Origin of the sequence: Flaviflexus huanghaiensis (genome assembly GCF_014118685.1) — a bacterium.
GTDB classification, from domain to species: Bacteria; Actinomycetota; Actinomycetes; order Actinomycetales; family Actinomycetaceae; genus Flaviflexus; species Flaviflexus huanghaiensis.
The window spans coordinates 83616-101823 of sequence record NZ_JACFAK010000007.1 but is presented as its reverse complement, the minus strand read 5'-3'; the positions used below and the strand labels follow the sequence as shown (position 1 = coordinate 101823).

Genomic DNA, 18208 nt, shown 5'->3' with positions numbered 1-18208 from the left:
CAGGCATGCGCAGGACTGCATGTTGCGGCCATTACACTCGGAACTGTCACTTAGCATGTAATTCCAGGCCGGAGAGATGAATATCACATCTAACCAGACAGTGTGACATCATCACAGCCGCTCCGGCCTGTCCTCTAGCCGGTGTTCCTCATGCCGGCGGAGATGCCGTTGATCGTCGTCAATAGAGCACGCTTGAGCTCCTCGCTAGCCTCCGGGCCAGCTTCGCGGATCCGGGTGAGGAGGCTGACCTGCATGTAGCTAATCGGGTGCAGATACTGGTCGCGGACCTCGAGGGTGCGCTTGAGAACAGGATTGGATTCCACGAGCTCGTCGCAGCCTGTCAGTGCTGTCAGCTCCTCGATTGTGATAGCGAACTCGTCGCGGATGAGGTCGAACAACGGCCACAGGTGCTGAGGCGCGAGCGAGTGAACGTAATGCTGTGCAATGCCGAGATCCGTCTTCTTCGCTGTCATCTCCACATTCGAGATCACGGCGCGGAAGAAGTGCCAGCTGTCGAACATCTCCTTGAGCTGGTCACCGTAGCCTGCCTCGCGGGCCGCGCGTAGCGCGGTTCCCACACCGAACCAGCCGGGGACAATTTGCCGAGACTGCGTCCATCCGAACACCCAGGGGATCGCTCGCAGGCCGTCGATGCCGCTGTCTGCCGTCGTCCGCTTCGCGGGCCGGGAGCCGATGTTGAGCATGCCGAGCTGCTGGACCGGGGTCGTTGTGACGAAGTATTCGGGAAGGTCCGGGTTGTCCGTGAGTTCGCGGTAACGACGGAAGGCCGCCTCTGACATGAAATCCATGAGCTCGTCGCGGGTCGCCTGAACCTCTGCGGACGCCCGAGCGGCGCGGTGCAGTGAGGACGCTTCCATGACTGCTGCGACGGTCAACTCCATGTTCTCGCGAGCGAGTTCGGGGTGGAGATACTTGTCAGAAATGACTTCACCTTGCTCGGTGAACTTGATTTCGCCGTCAAGGACTCCGTTGGGCTGGGACAGGATTGAATCGTAGGTCGGTCCGCCGCCACGGCCGACCGAGCCGCCCCTGCCATGGAACAACCGGAGCTTGATGCCATGCTTGGCCGCGACATCACGCAGGCGCCGCTGGGCCTGGTGAATCTCCCACTGAGACGTCAGCACGCCCGAATCCTTATTCGAGTCCGAGTATCCGAGCATGACTTCCTGGAGGTTGCCCCTCATGCGAACGATCGCGCGATAGGAGGGATCAGCGAACAGGGTCTCGAGGATCTCATCGGCAATCCGCAATTCGCGGACCTCTTCGAGGAGCGGCACAAAGCCGATCATCGCATGTCCCGAAGTCGTCCCGTTAGGGATGCTGACAAGACCTGCCTCACGGGCGATGACGGCGGCAGCGAGGATGTCGTGCGCTCCGTGAGTCATCGATACGATGTACGTTTCGGCGACATCGGGACCGTAGATGGCCTGGGCTCGAGCGATTTCGGCGAATGTGTCGTACGTGCGCTGAGCCGAATCGGTTAGGCCGAGGGTGCCATTGACGATTCCCGCGCCCGCCAGCGGACGCTTCGAGGCGAGTTCCCGGGAGAGCAGATCGGTGAGCTCCTCATCGGACTTCTCCGCGTAGGGGGTGCCATTCTCACCGAGTCGCGCATACAGCTGCTCCAGCAGCTCGTGATGCTTCGACGAATGCTCTCTGACGTCGATCGAGGCCAGAGTGAGCCCGATCCCGCCCAGCGTGCGGCGAATATCCCCGGCGAGACCGCTGACAGCCCGGCCGGATCCTGTTCGCTCGAGAGCGTCGGTGAGCACGGCGAGATCGCTCCGGATGTCTTCCGAGTTGGCGTAGTCTGCCCCGGCCACGTGCGGAGTGCCGTCGTTAATTCGTGTCCGTGTCCGAAGGAACTTGCCCTTCATGAGTTCGATCTTGAGACGGAACGGCTCGTCGACGAACAGCTCTTGGACAAATCGAGGGAATCGCGTCAGCGTAGCGAGGTCGGCCTGGATCGACGTCTGAAGCTGCTCATCAGGCTCAACAAGCTTCGTTGAGATCGACAGAACGTGCGATGCATAGGTGAGCTTGTCGAGGGCGACATCGATTGCCTCATTCGCCTGCATCCGCAAGATCTCGGCTGTCACCTCGGGGGTGACGAACGGGTTGCCGTCACGATCTCCGCCGATCCACGAGAACAGTTGAAGGGGTTCACTGCCAGAGGGAAGCTGAGCACCCGCGGCCTCGAGCTCGGCTGCGAGGACGCCAACAGTTTCCGGCAGAGCCTCCGTGTACAGCTCTTTCAAGTAGTAGAGGAGGTTGCGGGCCTCGTCGACCGGGGTCGGCGCGGTGCGGCGCAACTCGTCCGTCTGCCAGAGCAGCTCGATGATTTCCTCAAGCTTGCGGTCCTGACGGCGGCGCGCGGCCGTCCCCTCCTCCGTTGTTTCAGAGAGCACATCAAACAGTCGACGCAACTTTCCGAGAAGTGCCCGGCGGGATGCTTCCGTGGGATGAGCGGTGAAGACAAGTCGAACGTCGAGCTTCTCGGCTATGCGGTTGAGCTCGTCCGTGCCGAGCACCTCGCCGATCCGCGTGACCGCCCGGGTGATCCACTCTTCGCTCTCCGGCCGGTTCCTGCGAACGCGGGCACGCTGATTTTGCTCAGCCGTGTTCGCAAGCTGGAAGTAGAGAGTGAAGGCTCGGACTAGATCTGTCACGCGCTCCATCGGCAGATCGCGAAGCTCATCCACCATCTGATCGAACACTTCGACACGGTTGGTCGACAGGCGGGCGTCCTTCGTGAGCTGGCGGATTCGCTCCACCTGGTCAAGAAGGTCCTGCCCCTTTTGCTCAGCGAGAATTCGGCCGAGCATGCTGGCGAGCCGACGGACGTCCGCGCGAAGCTCTGCGTCGCTGTCCGCGTGTTGCTGAATCTGCCTGTCCTCTGTCACATGTCCTCCTCTTGTGGGACGAAGAAGACTCTAGTGCACTCCCGGGACGGTCGCGCCCACCCACTCATTTTGTGGGACAAACGTCCCGTTGCGGTATACCCCCATGGGGTATAAAGTGGACACCGCTATACCCCATGGGGGTATCCGACATGCGAAGGGAAAAGCACATGACGACGACCGAATACAAGGTGACCGGAATGACGTGCGGCCACTGCGAACGGCACGTAACCGAGGAGGTCACCCAAGTCGACGGCGTCGAGTCAGTCGATGTCTCGCACGAGACGGGCCGTCTCATCGTCACCTCGTCGAAGGACATTACAGACGCCGACATTATCGCCGCAGTCGACGAAGCCGGCTACGAGGCCGTTCGCGCCTGACCCATTCTCTCAACCTGGAAGGCTCGTCTATGACATCGATGACCGCAGCAGACTCTGTCGAGCTGGAGGTGGGCGGAATGACGTGCGCCTCCTGTGCGGCGCGCGTGGAGAAGAAGCTCAATCGCCTCGAAGGCGTATCGGCGACCGTTAACTATGCGACGGAGAAGGCCCGGGTGGAGATCCCGGAGGGCTATGACACGGACCTTCTTATTTCCCAGGTTGAATCGGCCGGCTATACCGCGAAGCTGAAAAAGCGTGAGATCCCGCCTGGCGCGCTTGAGCTCACGATCGGTGGGATGACGTGCGCTTCGTGTGCCGCTCGCGTCGAGAAGAAGCTCAATCGTCTTGAAGGCGTATCAGCGACAGTTAACTATGCGACGGAGAAGGCCCGGGTGGAGATCCCGGAGGGCTACGACACGAGCCTTCTCATTTCCCAGGTTGAATCGGCCGGGTACACAGCGGCACTGCCAGAGCCTCCGAAGGTGGATGAGCCGAGGCCCGAGGACGATGGGCCGGATCGGGAGATGGAGAGCCTGCGCCAGCGCCTTATTGGCTCCATTGTCCTCTCCGTGCCGGTCATCATCATTTCCATGATCCCTGCACTGCAGTTCACGTACTGGCAGTGGCTCAGCCTGACCCTGACGGCGCCTGTTGTCGTCTGGGCCGGCTACCCGTTCCACAGGGTTGCGTGGTCGAATCTCAAGCACGGCACTGCGACGATGGACACCCTGATCTCACTCGGCACAATGTCGGCCTTCCTCTGGTCGCTCTACGCCCTCTTCTTCGGCACTGCGGGCATGCCCGGCATGACCCACGGATTCGAGTTTGCTCCGACCCGCGCCACGGGTGAGGGCAATATCTACCTCGAAGTCGCGGCGGGAGTGACGATGTTCGTTCTCCTCGGCCGCTACTTTGAAAAGCGTTCGAAGCGCGAGGCTGGATCGGCGATGAGGGCGCTCATGGACATGGGCGCGAAGGATGTGGCCGTTCTGCGCGGCGGTACCGAAGTTCGTGTGCCGATTAGCGAGCTTGCCGTAGGCGACGAGTTCGTCGTTCGTCCCGGAGAGAAGATCGCGACCGACGGTGTCGTCATCACTGGAAATTCAGCGGTCGATGCCTCCATGCTGACGGGGGAGTCAGTCCCCGTTGAGGTTGGCGTCGGCGACAGTGTCACGGGCGCGACTGTCAACGCGGGTGGCCGCATCATCGTCCGGGCCACAAGGATTGGCGCCGATACTCAGCTTGCGCAGATGGCGCGGCTCGTCGAAGAAGCACAGACCGGCAAGGCCGAGGTTCAGCGACTTGCCGACAAAATCTCTGGAATCTTCGTCCCTATCGTTATTGTCGTCGCTCTCATGACCCTCATCGCCTGGCTGGCGACGGGTAGCGGGGCTGACATGGCGTTCACGGCGGCGGTTGCCGTTCTCATCATCGCCTGCCCCTGTGCCCTCGGGCTCGCGACGCCGACCGCACTGCTCGTTGGCACGGGCCGCGGCGCTCAGCTCGGCATTCTCATCAAGGGCCCCGAGGTTCTCGAGCAAACCCGCGTCATCGACACGATCGTCCTTGACAAGACGGGCACGGTGACAACCGGGGTTATGACACTCGAAGAGGTCCATCTCTCCGGAACCGATCGGGAAACTCTCTTGAGCGTTGCAGGAAGCCTCGAGAACGCGTCAGAACATCCGATCGCCCGCGCCATCGCTCAGGGCGCTACCGCTGAGATCGGCTCCTTCGTGGACGTCAAGGATTTCGCCAACCATGAGGGCCACGGCGTGTCCGGCACCGTCGACGGCAAACGAGTGCTCGTCGGCAAGCCGTCACTGCTAGCCGAACACGGCATGGTACTCGGCAACCTTGACAGCGTCTTCCAATCCGCCCAGCAGGCTGGCAAGACCGTTGTGGCCGCCGGCTGGGACGGCGCGGTGCGCGGAGTCCTCGTCGTTGCGGACCAGGTGAAGCCCACCTCCGCAGAAGCCGTCAGCCAACTCAAGGGTCTCGGTCTCGAGGTTGTCCTGCTGACAGGCGACAACGATCGCGTGGCCCAGCACATTGCCACCAAGGTTGGCATCGACCGTGTCATCTCCGAGGTGCTTCCGGAGGACAAGGTCGAGGTCATTGAGAAGTTGCAGAGTGAGGGGAGAAGCGTTGCCATGGTCGGCGACGGTGTCAACGATGCTCCTGCACTTGTTCAGGCAGATCTTGGCCTCGCCATGGGAACGGGCACTGACGTAGCCCTCGAGGCTGCCGACATCGCTCTCGTTCGAGGCGACCTGCGAAGCGCGGCAGATGCGATGAGGCTATCAAGGAAGACTCTTGGCACGATCAAGGGCAACCTATTTTGGGCCTTTGCCTACAACACGGCGGCAATCCCGCTCGCAGCGCTTGGCATGCTTAACCCGATGATTGCTGGCGCCGCCATGGCGTTCTCGTCCGTGTTTGTCGTGTCGAACTCGCTCCGACTGCGCAGCTTCACGTCGACGGCGGGTGGCGATGAGCGGACTGTTGAGGCCCCAGCGCCGACGGCAGTGCAGGAGGCTGCGGCATGAGCACGGACATGGTTGACGAAGCGACCGGCCAGTGCTGTGGAACCGAACATCACCACGGCTACCACGACAACAAGGCGAAGTACCTTGCCCGGCTACGCCGGATCGAGGGGCAGGCTCGCGGCATCCACCGCATGGTGGATGAAGAGGAGTACTGCATCGACATCCTCACGCAGATCGCTGCACTGACGAGCGCGCTCGAGAATGTCGGACTGTCTCTCCTCAAGGATCATCTGAGCCACTGCGTCATGGACGCCGCGAAGACGGGCGGTCAGGTCGCGGATGACAAAATCGATGAGGCGATGTCCGCGATTACGCGCTTGGTCAAGTCCTGAGAATTAGGGCGACAACGACGGTGAAGACATGCTGGGGGCAAGGGTCAAACCCTTGCCCCCAGACTATCGCTGGCATCCGGGGCACCAGAACAGTCGGCGCCCCGCCATATCCGCTCCAGCCACAGCTGTCCCGCACCGCCAGCAGGGCCTTCCGGTTCGCTGGTACACGGCGAATCTGCGATCAATAACGTCGATAGGATCCTCGGGAACGCAGTCGGGCGGGTTGGTCAGGATGACACCGTCCCGCTTTCCCTCCCTCATCGCACCCACGAGGTCGTCCCAGAGAGCACGCAGGCGTGCCTCCGACACTCGGGTGCCAGGCCGGAACGGATGAATTCCTACCCGCCACAGGCAATCCGCGCGATAGATGTTGCCCGGCCCAGCAGCGACCGCCTGGTCCATGACGAGTTGGCCGATTGAGACGCGCCGCTTCCGAACGAGCCTGACAAACTCCTCCCGGTCACCGGGATCATTGCGGATGGGGTCGGGACCAAGCCTGCTGAGAACCGCGCGCACGCCAGCACCATCGAGGACTCTGCACTGGTTGGGGCCAGTGAGATCAGCGACGCCGTGGGGTTGTTCGAGACGGACTCTCACGGTGGCGCGCGGGGCGGGTGGTTCCCACGTGTCCGCGGCCCACGAGTTTCCGATTTCTGCCTCTCCGATCCGGCGGCGTGGAGCGCCGATTGTCTCGTGGGCGACAAAGTGCTCATCGCCGTCGAACGACCACGAGCCGTACAGTCCGAGGTGGACGTGCAGCCAGTCCGGGCCGTCCGCACCCAGGTCAACAACCTCTGGTTGATCGAGGAAGGGCATAAAGAAGTGTTTGCCCCACGCGTAGGCAGGCAGTGCCATCCTGCCGTTGAGGCGGTCCGCACCGTGAGTGAACCGGCCTTGCGGGGACGTGACTGTCGGGCGGATCCCCGAAAAGAGCTCAGTCAACGTCCCGGCAAGACGGTGAATGGTATGGCCCTCAGGCATCGATCTTCCTCCCGGCGATGGCACGACCTGCCACGTTATTCCCCTATATAGGCCAAACGGCGCATGCGACGCAAAGTACGCGTGATAATCTCCAGGAAGAACCGGGAGTAATGAAGGGGTTTTCCATGACTGTCATCCCTGTCGGTGGCCCGCGGCCCATGGCGGAGGCGCTCAATGAGGCGACACCGTTGACACGTCAGCAACGACGCCTTCTTGACCTCCTCGCTGAGCTAGGGCGTTCGGTCACTGTCGTCGAGCTGTCAGACGCGCTTGAATCCCATCCCAACACGGTGCGCGAGCATCTCGCTGTGCTCGAAGGGCACGGACTTGTCAGTTCATCGACGCTCCCCGGAAAGGGGCGCGGTAGGCCCCGCAAGGCGTATCGGACGAATGCGGGCGCTCGCGGTGCCCCTGCCCGGCATCTCGTCGGACTCATCACGGCTGCCCTCAAAGCGCTCCCCGAAGAGACTGCGCGCGCCGACGCCTACCGGTGGGGTCAAACATGGGGTGATGACATCGTGAAGAGCAAGGTGTTCTCGACAGAGAACGGACTTGTCGAGGGGGTCGCGTGTCTCATGGCCGACATGGGTTTCGCGCCCGAGCCGAAGGCATCGCAAGACACCTGCATCAATCTCACCCAATGCCCGCTTCTCACCTCCTCGAACGTTGTCGCACCGGGGCTGTGCGAGATCCATCAGGGCATGCTCGATCGGCTCTTCGACCTGGAGGCGCCAGGTGCGCAGGCTCGGGTCGAACCGTTTGCCGAGCCCCATGCCTGTAGGCTCACACTCCATATGTGACAGCCGTCCTGGCCCTCCTACCGTCGCTTTAGTACGGTTAATGCCGTGAGTAATATGGCAGGGCCGATTCCGGCATGGATGCGGTGGCCCGTTCTGATCACCGGGGGCGTGTGCCTCATCATCGGTCTCAACCTTGCCCTCAGCCTGCTGGGAGTATGGGCGCCGGTGCCCTCGGGAGACACTGACGCCGCTATCCACGGCCAGGTCATGACGTTCGGCTTCGCTGGCACCCTCATCTGCCTCGAACGCGTCATCGCGCTCCGAGAGAAGTGGGCACTCATCGCCCCCGCCGCACTCGGGATCGGCGGCACCATCCTCCTCTTCGAACCCACTATCGGTCGAGCATTCCACGCAGTCGGCATGGCGTTGCTCGTCGCGGTGTACTGGCGTCTCGCCCGCCGCGGACTCACGGCCGCGATGTCGATCCAGATCCTCGGCGCACTCTTTGGTCTCGGAGCTGTTCTCCTGTGGTGGACTGGCGCAGCCACATGGGCGATCATCCCGTGGATTGCAGGCTTCTTTGTTTTGACGATTGTCGGCGAGCGCGTCGAGCTCGCCCACCTCTCTCTTCCGGCTGGCGCTGAGCGTCTCGCCTGGGGATTGGCACTCGCACTCTCCTTCGCGATTGTTGCGGTCCTGGCCGCTGGCCGAGGCGGCGAATTTGTCGGGGTGCTCTTTCTCGCGCAGGCAGCGTGGCTCGCGCGGTATGACATTGCCCGGACGACTGTGAGATCGGCAGGACTGCCGCAATACTCGGCAGCCAACATGCTCGCCGCCATGGTCTGGCTCGCGATCGCTGGTGCTACCTGGGTGCTCGGAGGTGAGCTCACAGCGTCACCGGTCTACGACACGGTCGTTCATTCGTTGACGATCGGATTCACAATCTCAATGATCATGGCCCACGCCCCGATCATCCTTCCCGCGGTCCTCCGCCGCCCCCTGCCGTATCGGCCGATCTTCTGGGTTCCCGCTGTCCTCCTCAATGCGGGTCTCCTCATCAGACTTATCGGCGATGTCAGAGGGCTCACGGTCACGTGGCAAATTGGTGGTGCGCTCCTCGTCGCCACCATCCTCGCCTTCGTCATCACCGCGGCCGCGTCCTCAGCCGCCGGTCCTCCGAAAGTGAAGAAGCGGCAACCGGAGTTCCGTGACGAGCCGCGGGCCACCGGCGGACTGATGATCGGCCGACCGGACACGAAGGGGAGAGGCTGATGGCTCCGCGCTCGATCTGGCATAGAGGAACGGCAACACTCGTCATCTTCTGGATGGCGATAGCGGCAGCCGCTATCACCGCCCACCGCTTCATCCCGGAAGCGACGTGGATCATGGTCCACACGTTCACCCTCGGCGTTGTGACCAACGCCCTCCTGATTTGGACCAACCACTTCACCGTCGCCGTATTGCGCTCGCGACCAGAAAGCCGCCGTGGCGAAGCCGCGACCCTCGCGTTGCTCAACGCCGGTATCACCACCCTGGGCATCGGCATGATCGCCGGCAATGACTGGGTCGCAGGTGGCGCGTCCCTCGTCATCGGCGTAGCGATCCTCACTCACATCCTCCGGCTGTGGGGAAGGTTGAAGAGCGCACTACCGGCTCGGTTCGAGGTCGCCGTGCACGCCTATCTTGCGGCCGCGGTGCTGTTCATTCCCGGGATCATTCTCGGCTATCTCCTGTCGCTCGACTCCTGGCAACCCGCGACGTCCGTTGCCATCCGGGGCGCCCACGTGGCACTCAATGTGCTCGCCTGGGTCGGCATCCCGATCGTCGGCACGCTTCTCACGCTGTGGCCGACAATACTCAGAGCCAAGCTACCGCCGGGAGCGGAAACCGTGGCGAAGAAGCGCCTGCCACTCCTCATTGGCGCAGCGCTTGTCGCGGCGTCCGGTAGCCTCCTCATCGCGCTCACCCCGCTCGGCGGGATCATCTCGGGGCTCGGGTACCTCGGCTTTGCGGCTTCCGCAATCCTCATGCTGGCTCCGCTCGTCGGGATAACGTGGAAGATGGCGGGGGGAAGCTACGCTGCACTCTCCGTCGCTGCTGGGGCGCTGTGGCTTCTCGGCACAATCGTCTTCATCGGGTTGCAGCTACTTTTCGTCGATCCGCTCTCCGTCATCGGCAATTTCGGCCCGATCGTTCTTCCCCTGCTCGCCGGAGGCGTCGCCCAGGTCGTTCTTGGGGCCCTCAGCTACCTCCTGCCGGTTGTCATCGGCGGCGGGCCTAAGCACGTCCGTGTCCGCAACGCCCGAGCAGATGCTGGTGCTGCCTGGCGGATCATCGTGCTCAACGCTTCGCTTACCCTCTACATCATCTCTGAAGCGAGCCTCGTCCTCGTCTTCACATCGCTTGCGGCCCTCGTGGCCGCTGTAGGCACCGTGTGGTGCCTTATCTGGGCGATCCTCCCCGTTCGGGAGAAGCATCTCCATGATGCTCCGCCGCCCATGACCGATCGGGAAGGAAACGTGACACCCGTGTCCCCGCAGCGCGGCCCTATCCTCTTTTCAATTGGCGCAGTCGCGCTCCTTGTCATCGGCGCTGTCGCCGCCGACCCCGCCTCCTCCGGTATTGTCCGCCCATCCCCATCAGGAACCACCACCGCATCCCCCGTCGACGCGTCGGGCGAGGTGACGGCTGTCGAGGTCGACATGGTCGACATGCGGTACGTTCCCGATCTCGTCACCGTGCCAGCTGGCAACACTCTTGAGCTGACACTGACGAATTCCGACGGCCAATCCCACGACCTTGTGCTCGAGAACGGCTTCACCTCTGGACGTATTGCGCCGGGCGAAACTGTCGTACTGGATCTCGGCGTCATGAACGAGGACGTCGACGGATGGTGCTCCGTTGCGGGGCACCGGCAGATGGGGATGGTGTTCACCATCGACGTTGGCGATCAGGGGACAGATCCTGGCGCTCGCAGTGACGCCGGCGACCACGGCATGGACATGGGGGGAGCGCAGCCTGATGCCGCGGACCCGTCGTTTGATCTTATGGGGGAGATGGACGAGGGAAGGTACATGGACCCCGCGCTCGAGCCCATCGACAGTGATGAGGCAACCGAGCATCGGGTGACCTTTACCGTGAGCGAGATGGACATGGAGGTCGCACCCGGGCTGACTCAGAACCTGTGGCTTTTCAACGAGACGATGCCCGGCCCAACCCTGCACGGCAAGGTGGGTGACACCTTCGTCATCACGCTCGTCAACGACGGGTCGATGGGCCACTCCATCGACTTCCACGCTGGCGCACTTGCCCCGGACCGTCCGATGAGGACGATCGAGCCTGGTGAAGAGCTCACGTACACGTTCACCGCGGAGAGAGCCGGAGTGTGGATGTATCACTGCTCAACTGCTCCCATGTCCCTCCACATCGCCAATGGCATGTATGGCGCAGTCGTCATCGAACCGCCGGACCTGCCGGAGGTCGATCACCAGTTCGTCATGGTCCACGGCGAGTCCTATTACGGCCCTGCGGGTGACGTGGCCGATTCGGGCAAGATTGCAGACGGTGACCACGACACGGCCCACTACAACGGCTACCCCAACCAGTACGTGCAGCACCCTCTCGAGGTGAAGACCGGCGAGCGCGTCCGCTTCTGGGTTCTCGATGCAGGACCTAACGTTGCCACGAGCTTCCACATCGTCGGCGGCCAGTTCGACACGGTGTGGAAGGAGGGTAGTTACCTCCTCGGCCCCGAAGAAGAGATAGGCGGATCCCAGGCCCTCGGGCTGTTGCCCGCCGAAGGCGGCTTCGTCGAACTCGTCTTCCCCGAGGCTGGCCACTACACGCTTGTCAACCACATCATGTCGGAGGCGGAGCGAGGAGCGAAAGGCACGATCCGTGTCACGGACAGATAGTTGAGCCTGCCTCAGGTAGCCCAGGAAGGGTCTAACGCCCGCTCGGGCTCGAGCCGCCAATCTATCGGCGATGCGCCCTGTTCTTCGAGCAAGGTGTTCGCGCGGCTGAAGGGGCGCGAGCCGAAGAACCCGCGCGAGGCTGACAGGGGCGAGGGATGGGCGGAGGCGATAATGGGGACCGACCCCAGGAGTGGTGACAGTTCTTGGGCCTGGCGGCCCCACAGGATGGCGACAAGTGGGCTGCCGCGTTCCGCGAGCTGAGAGATCGCGTGGGAAGTAATCGCCTCCCAGCCTTTGCCCCGATGGGAGCCAGTCGCGCCCGGCCGGACGGTGAGCACCCTGTTAAGGAGCATGACTCCCGCCTCCTGCCACGGACTCAGATCACCTGTCTGTGCTGGTGGAATCCCAAGGTCCGATTCAAGCTCTCGAAAGATGTTGTCAAGAGAGCGGGGGAGTGGGCGCACGGAGCGTTCGACGGAGAACGACAGGCCCATGGAATGCCCGGGGGTCGGGTAGGGGTCCTGGCCGACAATGAGGACCCGCACGTCAGCCATCGGTGCGCGAAAGGCGCGGAGAATGTTGTGGCCGGCGGGCAGGAAGCCGTGGCCACTGTTGGCCTCCTCTCTCAGGAAATCCCCCATCTGGCGGATCTCGCCTTCCACAGGTGCCATGGCAGCGGCCCAATCGGTGGCCATGAGGTCGCTAAGCGGTTTGAGCATGACCCCAGGCTACGATGATTCCCGTGGAAGCGAAGATGAAGGAGCTCAGCGGAGAAGATGCGGCCGTGCTTGAGCTGGAGGAGACATGGCAGGAGAGATATGCCACGAAGGCTGAGGCTATTCGTGCCACCTTCGGCTGGACCAGCTCGAAGTACCACATTCGGCTCAATAGTCTCCTCGACAATGAAACGGCGATTTACGCAAAGCCGGTGACTGTCGGGCGCCTCCGCAGGCTTCGTGAAGCCAGATCCGCAGAACGCGGCGGGGCAAGCGCAGGCTCGGCCGACTGACAGGCTAGAGTAATGGCCGTGGTCCAGTATCCCCCGGACGAATTCGACGAGCTTGCTGACGCTCGGCGTCTTCGCGGCACTCATCGTCAGAGACGCCACTGGCTTCTCACCATCGCCCCCATCCTCGCCGCCATCGTCCTCGCACCCCTTGCCGGGTGGGGCATCGTCGAGATCATGAGTCAGGACGGGGTCGCCAACCCTTTCATCACACAGGATGCGGAAGAGTCCGCGGTCGAATCCGAGGAGCCGACGACACCGGCAACCGACGAAGCCTCGAGCGATCCCGAACCGACACCGGAGCCTGAAGAGTCCGAGGAACCAGAACGGGAGACGGACCCGCCGATCCCTGGCGTGGATTACGGTGCACGAATCGATCTCCTCGACGGCGGAGGGGCAGCCGAAGCCGCAGAATCAGCTCTTGTGACCGCCGGTTTCACCGCTATCACCAGCGGTGGTTTTGAGGGAGCGAATCCCGCGCAGAGCGCGATCTTCTTCGCCACGCCCGACCTCTACACGACCGCGCAAAACATCGCCCGGACACTGAACATCGACTACTGGGCCGAAAACGCGGCGATGACGGGCGGGGCTGACATCCTCATCATCGTCCGCTGACATTCGCTTTCAGCGTGAACCTCGGACTCGTCTTGCACTCGGCCGATGAGAGTGCCAGAATCTGTTTAGCACTCTCCATGCGAGAGTGACAGATTTCGGCTAGTGAGGTCATGACGCTCCGGAAAGTCCGGGGTCCGATTGATCGTCCGTCGCGGGCATTGGCCGACCATTAGTGGAGGTTTAACACTGCTATGGCAAAGACCATTGCTTTTCACGAGGATGCTCGTCGCAAGATGGAGAGGGGTCTTAACACCCTCGCCGACACCGTTAAGGTGACGCTTGGCCCCAAGGGCCGCAACGTTGTGCTGGACAAGAAGTGGGGCGCCCCCACCATCACGAACGACGGCGTTTCCATTGCTAAGGAGATCGAGCTCGAGGATCCCTACGAGCGGATCGGCGCTGAGCTCGTCAAGGAAGTTGCGAAGAAGACTGACGACGTCGCGGGCGACGGCACAACGACTGCCACCGTTCTCGCCCAGGCACTTGTCCGCGAGGGCCTGCGCAACGTTGCCGCCGGTGCCAACCCGATTGCTCTCAAGAAGGGCATCGACACCGCTGTTACTGCCATCACCGAGCGTCTGATCGCCGACGCGAAGGAGATCGAAACCAAGGAGCAGATCGCCGCGACCGCAGCGATCTCGGCCGGTGACATGGAGATCGGCGAGCTCATCGCCGAGGCTCTCGACAAGGTCGGCAAGGAAGGTGTCGTCACCGTCGAGGAGTCGAACACCTTCGGCCTCGACCTCGAGCTCACCGAGGGCATGCGCTTCGACAAGGGATACCTCTCGCCGTACTTCGTCACCGACCCGGAGCGCCAGGAAGTCGTCCTCGAGGATCCTTACGTCCTCCTCGTCGAGTCCAAGATCTCGAACGTCAAGGACGTCCTGCCGCTGCTTGAAAAGGTCATGCAGACCAACAAGCCGCTCGTCATCATCTCCGAGGACATCGAGGGCGAAGCCCTTGCAACCCTCGTCGTCAACAAGATCCGTGGCACCTTCAAGTCCGCTGCGGTCAAGGCTCCCGGCTTCGGCGACCGCCGCAAGGCGATCCTCCAGGACATGGCGATCCTCACCGGCGGCCAGGTTATCTCCGAGACCGTCGGGCTCAAGCTTGAAAACGCCGACCTTGACCTGCTTGGCCAGGCCCGCAAGGTCATCATGACCAAGGATGAGACGACGATCGTCGAGGGCGCAGGTTCGAAGGACGCCGTCGAGGGCCGCGTGAGCCAGCTCAAGGCTGAGATCGAGGCCGCCACGTCGGACTACGACCGTGAGAAGCTCCAGGAGCGTCTCGCGAAGCTTGCTGGCGGCGTCGCCGTCATCAAGGCCGGCGCCGCAACGGAGGTTGAGCTCAAGGAGCGCAAGCACCGTATTGAAGATGCCGTCCGCAACGCGAAGGCAGCAGTCGAAGAGGGCATCGTCCCCGGTGGCGGTGTCGCGCTCATCCAGGCCGCGAAGGACGCACTCGCCGACCTCAATCTCGAGGACGATGAGGCCACCGGCGCAGCGATCGTTTCCTGGGCAGTGTCCGCACCGCTCAAGCAGATCGCCGAGAACGCTGGCGAAGAGGGCGGCGTCGTCGCAGCCCGCGTTGCCGAGTCGGACAAGGGTGTCGGCTACAACGCCGCCACCGGCGTCTACGAGGATCTCCTCGCAGCGGGCGTCAATGACCCCGTCAAGGTGACCCGCTCTGCCCTGCAGAACGCGGCCTCCATCGCGTCGCTGTTCCTCACGACCGAGGCAGTCGTCGCAGACAAGCCCGAGCCGCCGGCCCCGGCCGCTGGTGCGGGTGACGACATGGGCGGCATGTACTGATCCGCAACTAGCACGTCATAGCACGAGCAGTGGGGGAGCGCGAAAGCGCTCCCCCACTCAGTGTTTCCGAAAGCCCCACGGTTCGTGACTATCTGTGGGCGGTCCGGCGTTAGTAGTCTGGTTCCCGTTCGAAGCCAGCTCGCGCAGATTCGACCTCGTCATCCCACTCGGGCGTGGGGGCGGACGGCGGTGTCACAGGTGACGGTGTCTCGTCTGGCGCCGTGGGCGTGTCGGGAGCAGCCGTCTTCGCAGGTGTGGTGCCCTCATCCAGGCCAGCCTGGCGCCGGGCTATCCTCTCCTGCATCCTCCGTGCGATCTCTTGCCGCTCTGCCTTCTTGCTTTGCTCGGCGTCCAACGCTCGCACCGACGCGCCACTCTCCATATCTTCAGGCATCGTCTCCAGCGAAGAGCGGTCCTCCTCGTTCTCGTCCTCGTCCTGCTCGGGGGCAAGGAGAGGATGGTCCATGTCGGGGCGGGCTTTCGCCGCATCCTTCAAGCCGAGTCCCTGTTGCTCTTCTGCGAGCCGTTCTTCGAGCGGGTGAGGATCGGAGCCCCTGATCGCAGCGAGGCGGCCCTCGATTCGTTCCAGCTCCCCCTCAAGGTTGTCGCGAGCAGCGGTTTCCCACTGGCGGCCGAGCGGGGTGAGGAAGATCTGGCGCCGAGCGAGAAGCCGGCCGATGATTTCTTTTCGTGCCTGGAGAAAGTCGGCCTCGGGAACATGGCTGTATTCCTGGGCGACCTGACCGAGGTACTTCGTGTACTTCTGCGGGCCGGCAGCAAGCGCGCCCAGGTGGGCGTCGCGAAGGGCGAGCTTGTCGATGTCGATCGTACTGAGCGTTGTCGACGCCGTCGGATCGACCTCCTTGGGTTGCTTCTTGAGGCCGACAATGAGGGCGGCGATCCGGTCGACGGTCTCCTCTGGCACCCCAATCGCACTGAGCTCGGCCCGTGCGACGCTTGCCGACTCGACCTCTTTCTCGCCGCCGTTGCGCGTGTACGTGTCCCTGTCGGCCGTGGAGAACACGCAGCCGTGATAGAAGGCCGCGAGGAAGACAAGCTCCGACTGGTGGGTCTCCGGGGCCAGAGTCGTGATGCGGGACAGCATGTCGCACAGGTGGTGGACGTCGTGATGGTGCCTGTCAGGCTCGCTCCATCGAGCGATAAGCCGCTTCGCGACAGCTGTGATCTCCTCGTCGGACGCTGTCGCGCCAGCCGCCCGAGCACTCCGAATGTAGGTCGGAAGAAGCCATTGGGGGTAGTCCATCTGGATCTGACGCCTTTCTCTGATCACCGGCAGTCTAGACCCTCGAGCGTGGCAGGGACAGACCGGGTGAAGCACATCCCGTCAGCGTGCACTAACCTGGACATGTCACTAGTAGGAAGGTCCCATTCCATGGCTCATGGCTCAGGAACTCGGTTGCGCGGACGGGCGCTCATTACCGGCGGAACGTCGGGGATCGGGCTCGAGTTTGGTCGCCAGCTTGCCGATCGCGGACTAGACCTCGTTCTTGTTGCTCGGGACGCAGAGCGGCTTGAGCGGACAGCGACGTTGCTCGAGTGGCGACACAGCATCCACGTGGAGTCTATCGAAGCCGATCTCGGCACAGACGAAGGCAGAGAAAGAGTCGCTGCGCGGCTTGCGAGCACGGACTCTCCCATCGAGGTTTTCGTCAACAACGCCGGAGCAGGGCTGTATGAGCCGCTCGTGACAACGAACCTCGAGCCCCACCGGAAAGCACTCGACGTCATGCTGTGGGCGGTGCTACGCCTGGGAGCGGCCGCAGGAGGCGCGATGAAGGAGCGCGGTCACGGCGTCATCATCAACACCGCATCTGTCTCTGGGCTCGTTCCCATGGGCGGATATTCCGCAATCAAGTCGTGGGTCATCACCTACTCAGAGTCGCTCTACCTGCAGCTGCGCGACCACGGTGTCCACGTCACGACCTTTATGCCCGGATGGGTGAGGACAGAATTCCATCAGCGCACCGGCGTCAAAACCTCAAACATCCCGGACTTCCTCTGGCTTGATGTCCAACGAGTTGTCCGCGAATGTCTGGCCGACACAGAGGCGGGCCGGATTCGCTCAATACCGTCAAAACGTTTCAAAGTCATCTCGTTCCTTGCCGAGCGGGGGCCGCAGCAGGCAGTGCGCGCCGTCGTCCAGAAGATCAACCGGGGGCGACGATGAACGCCCTCCATCCACTCACCCAGTACACGTCATCAAGCCACCGTCGCGCGCGCCGCTTTATCCGGCGCTATATCGCACGGCCCGTCCTCTCGAGCCTTGTGAGCCCCTCCGTTGAAGGGCAGGAGAATGTCGCGGGTCTCGACGGCGCTTACATCGTCGTCGGCAACCATTCCAGCCATCTTGATGCGCCGATGATGTTCACTCTCCTACCGGGGGAGATAACGGATAATCTCGCCACAGGCGCGGCCGCGGACTATTTCTACCGCCGCCGCTTCGTTTCGAGGCTGACAGCACTGTTTTTCAACACGTACCCGATCGAGCGCAAGGGCAAGATCAAGAAGCTAGGCGGCCGGGGCCTCACGACTCACGACGGCCCGAGCCCTGCCGCGGGTATGACAGGCAGGCTCCTCAAAGCCGGAATCCCCATCCTCATCTTCCCCGAGGGCACACGATCGCGGGATGGGCGCATGGGCGAATTCAAGGCTGGCGCAGCCGCACTGTCTCAGAAACTCGGGGTCCCCATCGTCCCAGTCGCCCTCATCGGTGGCTATGACGCGATGCCGGTAGGCACGTTCTGGCCGAAGAAGGGCAGGCCCCGCGTCAAGCTCGTTATCGGACGCCCCATGCACGCGGAGCCAGGCGAAAACGTTGAGCACTACAACGCCCGTATCCGAGCGAGTGTGGCGGCGATGAGGGCAACCGGACACCCCCATAGCGGAGAGGGCGCGGAAGCCGCCTGATCGCGGAGCTGGCCCTTGTGTCTTGGGC

Annotated in this window: 15 protein-coding genes; 11 read left to right on the top strand and 4 right to left on the bottom strand. The window is 62.8% G+C overall.

Annotation, left to right across the window (positions count from 1 at the left end; translation table 11 throughout):
* Window positions 1-134: 134 nt before the first annotated feature.
* Window positions 135-2924, bottom strand: coding sequence for a phosphoenolpyruvate carboxylase (ppc, locus tag H7E91_RS06785; RefSeq protein WP_338401753.1), 2790 nt, complete (start codon window positions 2922-2924; stop codon window positions 135-137).
* Window positions 2925-3091: 167 nt separating this feature from the next.
* Here ppc and H7E91_RS06780 point away from each other — a divergent pair, with 167 nt between their 5' ends.
* From H7E91_RS06780 to H7E91_RS06765, 3 genes are read left to right on the top strand one after another with little or no spacing between them, the layout of a single operon-like run.
* Window positions 3092-3301 (top strand): heavy-metal-associated domain-containing protein, encoded by a 210-nt coding sequence (locus H7E91_RS06780; protein ID WP_182354340.1) that lies wholly within the window; start codon window positions 3092-3094, stop codon window positions 3299-3301.
* Between the two features lie 29 nt (window positions 3302-3330).
* Entirely contained in the window at window positions 3331-5850 is a 2520-nt protein-coding gene (locus H7E91_RS06770; RefSeq protein ID WP_241698446.1) for a heavy metal translocating P-type ATPase, read from the top strand.
* Entirely contained in the window at window positions 5847-6182 is a 336-nt protein-coding gene (locus tag H7E91_RS06765; protein ID WP_277814790.1) for a metal-sensitive transcriptional regulator, read from the top strand. Before H7E91_RS06770 ends, H7E91_RS06765 begins: the two co-directional genes overlap by 4 nt.
* A gap of 63 nt (window positions 6183-6245) precedes the next feature.
* On the opposite strand, the gene H7E91_RS06760 is transcribed toward H7E91_RS06765, so the two are convergent.
* Complete coding sequence (locus H7E91_RS06760; RefSeq protein ID WP_182354339.1) at window positions 6246-7163, bottom strand: Fpg/Nei family DNA glycosylase; 918 nt, start codon at window positions 7161-7163, stop codon at window positions 6246-6248.
* A 125-nt stretch (window positions 7164-7288) separates the two neighbouring features.
* Here H7E91_RS06760 and H7E91_RS06755 point away from each other — a divergent pair, with 125 nt between their 5' ends.
* From H7E91_RS06755 to H7E91_RS06745, 3 genes are read left to right on the top strand one after another with little or no spacing between them, the layout of a single operon-like run.
* On the top strand, window positions 7289-7963 hold the full coding sequence (locus H7E91_RS06755; RefSeq protein ID WP_182354338.1) for a helix-turn-helix transcriptional regulator: 675 nt from the start codon (window positions 7289-7291) through the stop codon (window positions 7961-7963).
* 45 nt (window positions 7964-8008) lie between these two features.
* The gene (locus H7E91_RS06750; protein ID WP_182354337.1) at window positions 8009-9175 is read left to right on the top strand and encodes a hypothetical protein; all 1167 of its coding nucleotides are present in this window, start codon (window positions 8009-8011) and stop codon (window positions 9173-9175) included.
* Window positions 9175-11817, top strand: a complete 2643-nt coding sequence (locus tag H7E91_RS06745) for a multicopper oxidase domain-containing protein (protein ID WP_182354336.1) — start codon at window positions 9175-9177, stop codon at window positions 11815-11817. Before H7E91_RS06750 ends, H7E91_RS06745 begins: the two co-directional genes overlap by 1 nt.
* Window positions 11818-11828: 11 nt before the next feature.
* On the opposite strand, the gene H7E91_RS06740 is transcribed toward H7E91_RS06745, so the two are convergent.
* Entirely contained in the window at window positions 11829-12536 is a 708-nt protein-coding gene (locus tag H7E91_RS06740; RefSeq protein WP_182354335.1) for a uracil-DNA glycosylase, read from the bottom strand.
* 23 nt (window positions 12537-12559) lie between these two features.
* Here H7E91_RS06740 and H7E91_RS06735 point away from each other — a divergent pair, with 23 nt between their 5' ends.
* The 3 genes from H7E91_RS06735 (at window position 12560) to groL (ending at window position 15252) form a co-directional block, all read left to right on the top strand.
* Window positions 12560-12826, top strand: a complete 267-nt coding sequence (locus tag H7E91_RS06735) for a DUF3263 domain-containing protein (protein WP_182354334.1) — start codon at window positions 12560-12562, stop codon at window positions 12824-12826.
* A gap of 18 nt (window positions 12827-12844) precedes the next feature.
* Window positions 12845-13438: a hypothetical protein gene (locus H7E91_RS06730; RefSeq protein ID WP_182354333.1), complete on the top strand. Its 594-nt coding sequence runs from the start codon at window positions 12845-12847 to the stop codon at window positions 13436-13438.
* A gap of 191 nt (window positions 13439-13629) precedes the next feature.
* Entirely contained in the window at window positions 13630-15252 is a 1623-nt protein-coding gene (gene groL, locus H7E91_RS06725; RefSeq protein WP_182354332.1) for a chaperonin GroEL, read from the top strand.
* A 109-nt stretch (window positions 15253-15361) separates the two neighbouring features.
* Here the strand turns inward: groL and H7E91_RS06720 are convergent, their stop codons facing one another.
* Complete coding sequence (locus H7E91_RS06720; RefSeq protein ID WP_182354331.1) at window positions 15362-16516, bottom strand: HD domain-containing protein; 1155 nt, start codon at window positions 16514-16516, stop codon at window positions 15362-15364.
* A 129-nt stretch (window positions 16517-16645) separates the two neighbouring features.
* Here H7E91_RS06720 and H7E91_RS06715 point away from each other — a divergent pair, with 129 nt between their 5' ends.
* Both H7E91_RS06715 and H7E91_RS06710 read left to right on the top strand, forming a co-directional pair.
* Entirely contained in the window at window positions 16646-17440 is a 795-nt protein-coding gene (locus H7E91_RS06715; protein WP_182354330.1) for an SDR family NAD(P)-dependent oxidoreductase, read from the top strand.
* Entirely contained in the window at window positions 17437-18180 is a 744-nt protein-coding gene (locus H7E91_RS06710) for a lysophospholipid acyltransferase family protein (protein ID WP_182354329.1), read from the top strand. Before H7E91_RS06715 ends, H7E91_RS06710 begins: the two co-directional genes overlap by 4 nt.
* The last annotated feature ends 28 nt before the right edge of the window (window positions 18181-18208 follow it).